This window comes from Candidatus Aminicenantes bacterium (assembly GCA_026393795.1).
Classification (GTDB): domain Bacteria; phylum Acidobacteriota; class Aminicenantia; order UBA2199; family UBA2199; genus UBA2199.
In genome coordinates this window covers 22,843-31,376 of the sequence record JAPKZL010000193.1, presented here as the reverse complement: position 1 = coordinate 31,376, position 8,534 = coordinate 22,843, and the positions used below count along the sequence as shown (strand labels likewise).

Annotated in this window: 8 protein-coding genes; 3 read left to right on the top strand and 5 right to left on the bottom strand. The window is 57.5% G+C overall.

Annotated elements, in window-relative coordinates:
- The 4 genes from NTW95_09200 to NTW95_09185 form a co-directional block, all read right to left on the bottom strand.
- Positions 1-803: N-acetylmuramoyl-L-alanine amidase (locus NTW95_09200; GenBank protein MCX6557587.1), on the bottom strand; the 803-nt coding region annotated here is incomplete at its 3' end.
- A 56-nt stretch (positions 804-859) separates the two neighbouring features.
- Entirely contained in the window at positions 860-1,024 is a 165-nt protein-coding gene (locus tag NTW95_09195) for a hypothetical protein (GenBank protein ID MCX6557586.1), read from the bottom strand.
- Between the two features lie 231 nt (positions 1,025-1,255).
- Positions 1,256-1,900, bottom strand: coding sequence for a response regulator transcription factor (locus tag NTW95_09190; protein MCX6557585.1), 645 nt, complete (start codon positions 1,898-1,900; stop codon positions 1,256-1,258).
- A complete protein-coding gene (locus tag NTW95_09185; protein ID MCX6557584.1) occupies positions 1,897-4,653 on the bottom strand; it encodes a PAS domain S-box protein in 2,757 nt (918 codons plus the stop codon). The genes NTW95_09190 and NTW95_09185 overlap by 4 nt, the downstream gene beginning before the upstream one ends.
- Positions 4,654-4,765: 112 nt before the next feature.
- Between NTW95_09185 and murI the strand changes: the two genes are divergently transcribed.
- From murI to NTW95_09170, 3 genes are all read left to right on the top strand, one after another.
- Positions 4,766-5,590, top strand: a complete 825-nt coding sequence (murI, locus tag NTW95_09180; protein MCX6557583.1) for a glutamate racemase — start codon at positions 4,766-4,768, stop codon at positions 5,588-5,590.
- Between the two features lie 102 nt (positions 5,591-5,692).
- The gene (locus NTW95_09175) at positions 5,693-6,193 is read left to right on the top strand and encodes a hypothetical protein (GenBank protein MCX6557582.1); all 501 of its coding nucleotides are present in this window, start codon (positions 5,693-5,695) and stop codon (positions 6,191-6,193) included.
- A gap of 12 nt (positions 6,194-6,205) precedes the next feature.
- Positions 6,206-7,423, top strand: coding sequence for an AAA family ATPase (locus NTW95_09170; GenBank protein ID MCX6557581.1), 1,218 nt, complete (start codon positions 6,206-6,208; stop codon positions 7,421-7,423).
- Positions 7,424-7,500: 77 nt separating this feature from the next.
- Here NTW95_09170 and NTW95_09165 read toward each other — a convergent pair whose 3' ends face one another.
- A complete protein-coding gene (locus NTW95_09165; protein MCX6557580.1) occupies positions 7,501-8,439 on the bottom strand; it encodes a hypothetical protein in 939 nt (312 codons plus the stop codon).
- Positions 8,440-8,534: the final 95 nt, after the last annotated feature.

The window sequence follows — 8,534 nt, the reverse complement described above, 5'->3', positions numbered from 1 at the left end:
CGGGCGGTCTGGCGCGGCGCCGAGTTGGTGTGAATGGAAATGAAAATGTCGCCTTGGTTGGAATTGGCGATGGCCGCCCTTTCCTCCAATGCCACGAAGTCATCGCGGGGGCGGGTCAGGATGACTTCCAGCTCGGCATGCTCATTCAATATGGCATTCAGCCGCTTGGCGATATCCAGGGTGATGTCCTTTTCCTTGAGGCCCAGAGCGCGGTTGACCGTGCCCGGATCCTTGCCGCCGTGGCCGGGGTCGATCACGATGCGGTGCACGCCGAGCCCCAGCTGGCGGGCGATGGAAGGGCTGCCAGGCCCCCCGGGCTGGCGTCCATTCGGGGGATTGCCTGCGCCGGCGGCGGTTTCCGTGGCCGGCTGCCACTTCTCCTGGGCGCGGCTGACGAACGTGGCCTGGCGGTAAATGTCGAAGACGATGCGAAAAGGCGAGGTCAGGTAGAAGCGGGTATACTTGCCGATGCGGTCGAAATCGAAAACCACGCGGATGGTTTTATTGTTCAACCTCCCGATGCGGACCTCCTTCAGGTTGCCGGCTTTGATTTGAATCTCATTTTTTTTGTCCTGCGGGTATGCGGCGGCAAAACGGCAATTTTTCAGGTCGAAAAACAGCCGGCCGCCGTCGCCGCGCGTGATCACTTTCTCGGAAATTTTCAGGCTCGCGCTCAAATCGAGAACCACGCGCGTGTATTCGGCGTAGGCGTAGTAGCGGATGTTCTGCAGCCTGACCGGACCTTTGGCCATGACGAAGGCGGCGGGCAGGACAAGGTAAAATGTGAAGAGTTTCTTGAACACCACCCTATAATGTACTCGAAATCTCGCCCGAAAGCAAGATAAGCGGCTGAAAATCATTATTTATCGCCGCTATCGGGATTTTTTTCTTTTTTGGGCTGCGCGGGGAAGAATTTTTTCAGCGGCCGCGACGGGCTTCTAACGAATCTCTTTTGCTCGATCCGAGTCTGTCGCCTCGTATTCTTGAACTGATTGACGAAATTCTTGCTGGCGTTCTTGCCCATGGGAAAATTATAACACGGAAAACGTCGGCAACGAAAGTTTTTTAGCGGTCAAATTATGGAAATATCCTCGCCAGCAATCCGAAAAATCCGCCTCTCCCCCCTTACATTGTGACCCTAAGTAAGATTTATTGCTATATCAATAACATCCGAATTGGGTGAAAACAATCGGGGAATTCCTGATTTTTGCCTTCGAAAAACCTGAGCGAAAAAATAGTCGATTGGGGCAGTTCCTTATACTTCCAGGGAGGTGATCCCCTCGCGCACGGCATACTTGGTCAATTCGGCGATGTTGAAGATGTTCAGCTTGTTCATGATATTCTGGCGGTGGGTCTCCACCGTCTTGGTCGAGACCTTGAGCCTGGCGGCGATCTCCTTGGTGTTGTGGCCCTCGGCCAGCAGCTGCAGGATCTCCTTTTCACGCAAGCTCAGCAGCGGGGATTTGCTCTTGCGCAGGCGCTGGACATAGTCGCGGACCACCACCCCGGAGATCATGGAGCACAGGTAGGTGTGCCCGGAGAGGACCTGCTGGATCGCCTTGACCAGCTCGTCATAGGCGCAGTCCTTGAGCAGGTAGCCCATGGCCCCGGCTTCGAACATCCCGGCCACGAAGCGCTTGTCGGCGTGCATCGACAGGGCGATCACCCGGCAGCCCAGCCCCTTGCCGATGATATGGCGGGTGGCATCCATACCGTTCAGGCCGTCCATGGAAACGTCCATGATGATGATATCGGGCCGCAGTTGCTCGGCCAGCTGAACGGTTTCGTGGCCGTTCTGGGCTTCGGCGACGACCTCCATCCCCTTTTCATTTTCTAGCAGATGGCGCAGGCCGTCGCGCATGATCTTGTGATCGTCGGCGATCAGGATTTTCACGCTCATGGCTCTCCTTTTGACCCCCCGGCCGCGACCGGCAGCGAGACCCTGACGGTGATCTGCGAGCCCTGGCCGCGCTTCGACTTCACGTCCAGCCTGCCGCCGAGATAATTCAAACGTTCGCGCATGCTGAACAAGCCGAAGCCGCCGTCCGGCTCGCGCGGGGCGAATACTTGCGAGGCGTCGAAGCCCACGCCGTCATCGTTGACCTGGAGCTTGAGGAACGGCCCCTCCTGCGCGAGGATGATCTTGGCCTGACTGGCCTGCGAATGCTTGCCCACGTTCATCAGCAGTTCGCGCGCCACCTGGAACAGGATCACCTGCTGGTCGCTCTTCAATTCCGGGTCCTTGAGCCGGCTTTCGAATTCGACCGGGATGCGGAACTGCTCCTGCATCCTTTCGGCCAGCCATTCCAGCGCGGCCGAGAAGCCCAGTTCGTAGAGCACCGGCGGGCTGAGATCGAAGATCAGCGAGCGGGCGTCCTGGATGCTGCCTTCCAGCAGCCGGTGCACCTCGGTCAATTCCCCTTTCAAGGTCTCATCGTCCAGGTTCTGTTCCAGGGCGGTCACTTTCAGCTTGCACAGGGCCAGGTTCTGGCCGATATGGTCGTGCAGTTCCGAGGCGATGCGCCGCCGTTCCCTCTCCTCGACCAGCATTATCTCCGACGTCAGGGCCTGCAGCTGCTTCTGGTAAGCCAGCAGCTTGCTCTCGGCTTCCTTGCGCTCACTGATGTCGGACATGATCCCGCGGATACCGACAATTCTGCCGTTCTCCACGACGCTCCGGCTGGATGCCATGACCCATTTGCTGGATTTGTCCTTGACCGTGATTTGAAATTCCCCAACGCTGCTGCCGCTATCTGCGGTCTGCTGCATCTGCTCGCCATACCGTTTCCGGTCCTCCGGATTAAAAAAATCGAATAAATTTCTGCCGGTAACTTCTTCGGGGGTGTAACCTGTTACCCGGCGAATCGCAGGTGAAAGGTATTCTATTTTTCCGGATATATCAACAGAGAAAATTACGTCATTATGGTTCTCGACCAGCTCCCGGTACTTGTTTTCGCTCTGGCGCAGCGCTTCCTCGTTGCGCTTGCGCTCACTGATGTCCCTTTGCACCGCTAAATAGGCATAGATTTTCCCGTGCTTGTCTTTCAAGGGCATGACCTTGTATTCGCAGTAAAAAGTCGAACCGTCCTTTCGCCTGTTCAGCGATTCTCCCAGGTGGATTTTTCCGGAGGCGACAATTTTATAAAGTTCCTGCTGGATCTGCTGCGCCCTGGGTTCGGCATTGAAGATATCCGGTGTCTTGCCTTTCAGTTCATCCAAGCTATAACCGAAAAATTGCTCCCCCACTTTGTTGATATAGGTGATGGCAAAATCGGCATCGGTGACGAGGATCGCATCGGAAGTATTTTCGGTGATGGAACTCAGAAAACGAAGCTGCTCCTCGGCCCGCCTGCGCTCGCTGATATCGCGGCCGTACCCGATCATACCGTTGGGCTTGCCGCGATGATCAAATTGCAGCGCAGCGGACAATTCTACAGGAACGACTTCGCCGTTTTTTTTCTTAAAACCATATTCGATGTTGCTCAACTTTCTGGTTTTGACAAATTTTTTTATATTTTTTACGAACTGGGCAAGGTCGGTTTCAGATACGAAATCGAACGAATTTTTGCCGATGATTTCATCCAAATAATAACCGCTCAGGCTGACGAAACGCTGGTTGACCATGCGCAGGTTTCCTTCCAAATCGGTGACGGCGAGGATGTCGGGCGAGGTGTCGATCAGGGTGCGGTAGTACTTTTCGCTCTCGCGCAGGGCCGCCTCGGTCTGCAGCTTGGAAACCAGGGTGCCAGCCTCCTTGCCAATCAGTTCCAGGATGCTTTTTTCCTCAGGGCTGAAGGCAGCACGATCGCTGCTAGCCACGCTGATGGCCCCGACCACCCGCCCCCTGGAAAGCATGGGGATGCAGGCGGCCGTTTTCCATTTCAATTTGCGCGACAGATCAGGAATGACTTTGGGGACGGTGTCGACGAAAACGGGCTTTCCGTGCAGCAGCACCTGGGAAAAGGGCATGCTGTCGATGGACATGTACTTTTTATTCAGAAAGAGGCTTTGCGGCACGCCCCGGGAGGCCATTACCTGCGCTTTTCTGGCGTCATGATCGTAGAAAAAGATGCTCGCTGTTGAGAATCCCAACGTTTTGAGCACATTGTCCAGGATGGCCGCGAGCAGTTCATCGAGCGAATCGCTGGTATTACCCGAAGAAACAATGGCATTGATGATTTCCAGCTGCTGTGTCCTTAACTTCTGCGCCTCCTCGGCCAGTTTGCTCTGGGTAATGTCCTCGAACGTTCCCTCGAAAAACACCTCGCCAGACTGGCCGCAGACGAGCTTGGCGTTTTCACGGATATGGACGACACGTCCGTCGGCCGTCCGCCAGACTGACTCCAGCCCCTTGACCCAGCCGTCGCGCTCAATCAACCTCTTGAACTCTTTGCGGTCCAGGCCCGCTTTAGCGTATTCTTCATTCAAATTCAAGGATGACAGTTCGGCGAACGAGGCGAAGCCCGCCATTTTAATCAGAGCCGGATTGGCGTCCACGATGCGGCCGTCGGGGGTGGTGCGGTAGATGCCCATGGGAACGTTCTCGAAGAGCTGGCGGTAGCGCTCCTCGCTCTCGTGCAGGGCTTTCTTGACCTTTTTATAGTGCTTGACGTCGACGACGACCAGTTCCCGCGTGCTTTCCTTTTCATCCATGGTTGACCGCCTCTCTTCGTGGCTGGTTCATGGTACAAACCAAAGGGAAGTTTGTCAAGCAAAAAGCGGATGCGCCAGGAACCATAATGATGTATAATCAGCGGGAAAGGTCATGAGCGAAAAACAAGGCAAAATAGATCCACTGACGGCACTGATCGGATTTTTTGACTCGGGCATCGGCGGCCTGTCGGTCATGCTGGCCGCGCGGCGCATCCTCCCTTTTGAAAACATGCTCTATTTCGCCGATTCGGCCCACTGCCCCTACGGCAGCAAGGGGGTGGAGTTTGTCCGCCAGCGCTCCCTGGCCATCAGCCGCTTCCTGCTGGACAGCGGCGCCAAGGCGCTGGTCGTGGCCTGCAATTCGGCCAGCGAGGCGGCCCTGGAACTGCTGCGCCTGACCTTCCCCGGCTGGGAGATTATCGGCGTCGAGCCGGCGTTGAAGGTCGCCCAGGGCTTAAGCCGGAACAAGCGGGTCGGCGTCCTGGGCACGCCGTTGACCTTGAAGGGACGGCGCTTTTCCCGGCTGCTGGAAAATTTTTCGGCCGGGCTGGAGGTGTACACCCAGCCGGTATCGGGCCTGGTGGAGCTGATCGAGGCCGGTCGGTTCGACGATCCGCGCCTGGAAGCCATCCTGAAGAAAAATTTACGGCCGCTGCTGGACAAAGGCATCGACACGCTGGTGCTCGGCTGCACCCACTATCCGCTCGTGCGCGGCCCGATCGCCGCCATCTGCGGCCCCGGCGTGGATGTGATCGACACCGGCGAGGCGGTGGCCAAACAGTTGTGGCGCCGCCTGCTGATCGGCGGCCGGCTCAATCCCGGCCCTGCCGCCGGGAACAGCGAGTATTTCAGCAGCGGCACGACCAAAGCCGCGCTGGCGCTGGTCCGGGAAATAATGCCCGACCGTACCGTCACCATCAAAAAGAGCGCCCTGTAAAAAGGTTTTTCCCGAAGCGGGATCGCCGCCGCGGCTATTGATTTTTATTGCTGCCTGGTCTATATTGCCCCAGGAGGCGATGATGAAAAGGAGCGCGAGGGAATGAAAAAAACGATACCCTTCCTGGCATTCGTCATATTGCTCGCTGCAGCCGGCGCGACGGCCGGCGCCGAGATCTTTAAAAACCATGTCGGCGGCGTTTCCGTCTGGTTTCCGGACGGCTGGGAAATCGACAGCGAAGAGGAGATCGGCGCCCTGTACGCCGACGCTCCGCATTACGATGCGTTCTGCGTGCTGCAGCTTTTGCTGAAGGAAAACAACCTGCCCGGGGCCCTGAGGACCTACAATGCCCTTATCCTGAAGGAAGAGGTCGACGATTTCAACGCACTTTCGGACGTGCGCCAGGGCGAACTGAACGGCATGACGGCCGATTTTTTCAGCGGTGAAGGCCAGCGCGACGACAAGACCTGGACGGTGGAAGTGGCGCTGATCGTGGTGAAAGAGTCGGTGCTGCTGTGCGCCATCGGCTGGGAAAAGGACAAACGGGAGCAGTATGCCCCGCTGCGCGACAGGATTTTTCCCAGCATCAAGAAGCTGGACTAAAACGGCGCGGCCATGAGGATCCTGCCGGTTTCGTCGGGAAAAGGCGGCGTCGGCAAGACGACCTTCGCCCTGAACCTGGCCCTGGCGCTGGCCAAGACCCAGCCCACTGTCCTCATCGACCTGGACACGGGCACATCCAGCCTGAGGCATTTCCTGAACGCGCCGGTGGAAAAGGATCTCTTCCATTTCCTCAAAAAAGGAATCTCCTTGGAGGAATGCCGGCAGGCGCTGCCGGCGCGGATGGATCCCGACCAAGCCTTCGCCAGGTTCAATTTCATCGCCTCGCCGGGCGGCTTTGTCCACGACATCGTCAATTTCGATGCCGCCACCAAAAACAAGCTGGTCCAGGGCATCAACACGCTGCGGGCCGAGTACGTGATCATCGACCTGAAAGCGGGCCTGGACACCCATGTCCTGGATTTCCTGCCCATCTCCAACAGCGGCATCATCCTGTTCACGCCAGGGATGCGGGCGGCCACCCTGGCGGCGGCCGAGATCGCCAAGGCCATCCTCTTCCGCATGCTGAACATCATGATCTCCGCCCCCCTGGTCCTTGAGAGGTATTTTCCCAAGGAAGGACAGCCGGCGCCGCTTTTCCGGCGCCTGCACGATTTCCTGCAGCACGGCATAGACCCCGAAGGCAAAAATCTGGACGATTTCATCAACGAAGCGGCGGAACAGTTCCCCCAGGACAATTTCATCCGCGTCTTCCGCTACTACGTGGAAAATTTCAAGGTGTATTACGTCCTGAACAAGTTCAATACCGTGGCCGAATCGGTCGAGAATACCATCCAGCCGCTGGTGGAGAACATCTTCCACACCGTTTCCAGCCGGGTGAGCTTCCGCAACCTGGGCTGGGTGGTGGAGAACGAGGAGATCAGAAGATCGAGCGAAACCGGCGTCCCCTACCTGGTGTGCCGCCACTACCAGAAAAGGGAGGCCCCGCAAAGGGCGCTGGCCAGCGACGACTTCCTGCGCGACCTGTGCGGCCTGGCGTCGAAAAATCAGCCCGCGCCCAAGCAGCCGACGCTGCGCGACGAGCTCAGCAACCAGATCGACCTGCTGCGCTCCATCTACATCTGCAATGCCGGCAGCGATCCGGAAACCAACTTCGATTTCATCGCCGCCGCCATCCGGGAGTTCTCGGCCAATTCCAACCACCAGTTCGGCATGAAGCACATCTTTTCCGAGGGGGAATTTCTCGAGCGCTTCCAGGCCCGGCTCGGCTAAGGCCTACCAACACTATAGTCACACTATGATTTCAGCAAGTCGGGAATACGCTGAAATCATCGAGTGTGACTATCGCCTCAGTCAATCGCTTCGTCAGCGGCGCCATTGTCGACCAGCACAGCGTTCAGATCGATGACCGCCTGGCGGAACGCCTCGGCCAGGCGGCGGTACTCGCCCATGAATTGGTCGAGGAAGGGGTAGCGCGGGCGGTAACGGCCGCCGAGCTCAAAAACCAGGCGCAGGTCCCTGTCGGCGTTGATGCCGGTCATGTTTTTTTTCCAGACACTGTAGGCGGCGAAATCGTCGGCACCGGCATCCGGGACGCGCCAGCGGCGGTCGATGTTTTTCACGATGGCCTGCGTTTTTCTCGTCAAGTCCGAATTCTCCAACGCCGCACCCAGCGCTTCCCGGTCGGGATGGGGAGCTTTTTTCAACTCGGCCGCGATCTTGGCCACCCGGGCGATCAGGTCCTCGACCTGCTCGCACTCGTACTGCAGGGTATTGATGATTTCCAGCGACATGCCCAGGATGAATTGATCGATCAGGAGCTGGAATTCATTTTCATTACCACCGGCAGGCCTTTGGCCGGGGTCGGGCTGGAACCCATGCAGCCAGACTTCCAGCTCGCTGGCCGACAGCGGGCCGTCGGGGAGACGGTTCTTTATTTTTTCGTAGGCTTGCTCGATGTGGTAGTCGAAACCGCCCGCTGAACCGTTGTGCAGCGAGTCGATCTTCTGGGCCAGGAGCCGGTAGGCCTCGGCACGCATGGCCTGGCGCACCTGATCCTCGTTCAACCACCCCTCAGCGCCCGCGCGGGCGAAAAAGGCGAGCAGGGCGGCGGCCAGGAAAAAGCCGCGGCCAATGTTGTTTTTCATCGCCATTGCCGGGTTGCGCACGTTCACCTCGCTGGCGGTCCATTTTTTCAATGGCGCCGTGCAGGCAAATTTCATTATAGACCAACGGCGAGGAAAAAAGAAGCCGCGAACGGTCCCGGCGGCCGCGGCCAAAAAATTCATGATTGACAAATACGATTTTTTTATTTATAGTTTCACTATGGTTTCAGCAAATCCAGTAATTCGCTGAAGCCATCTAGTGAAACTATACCATCACT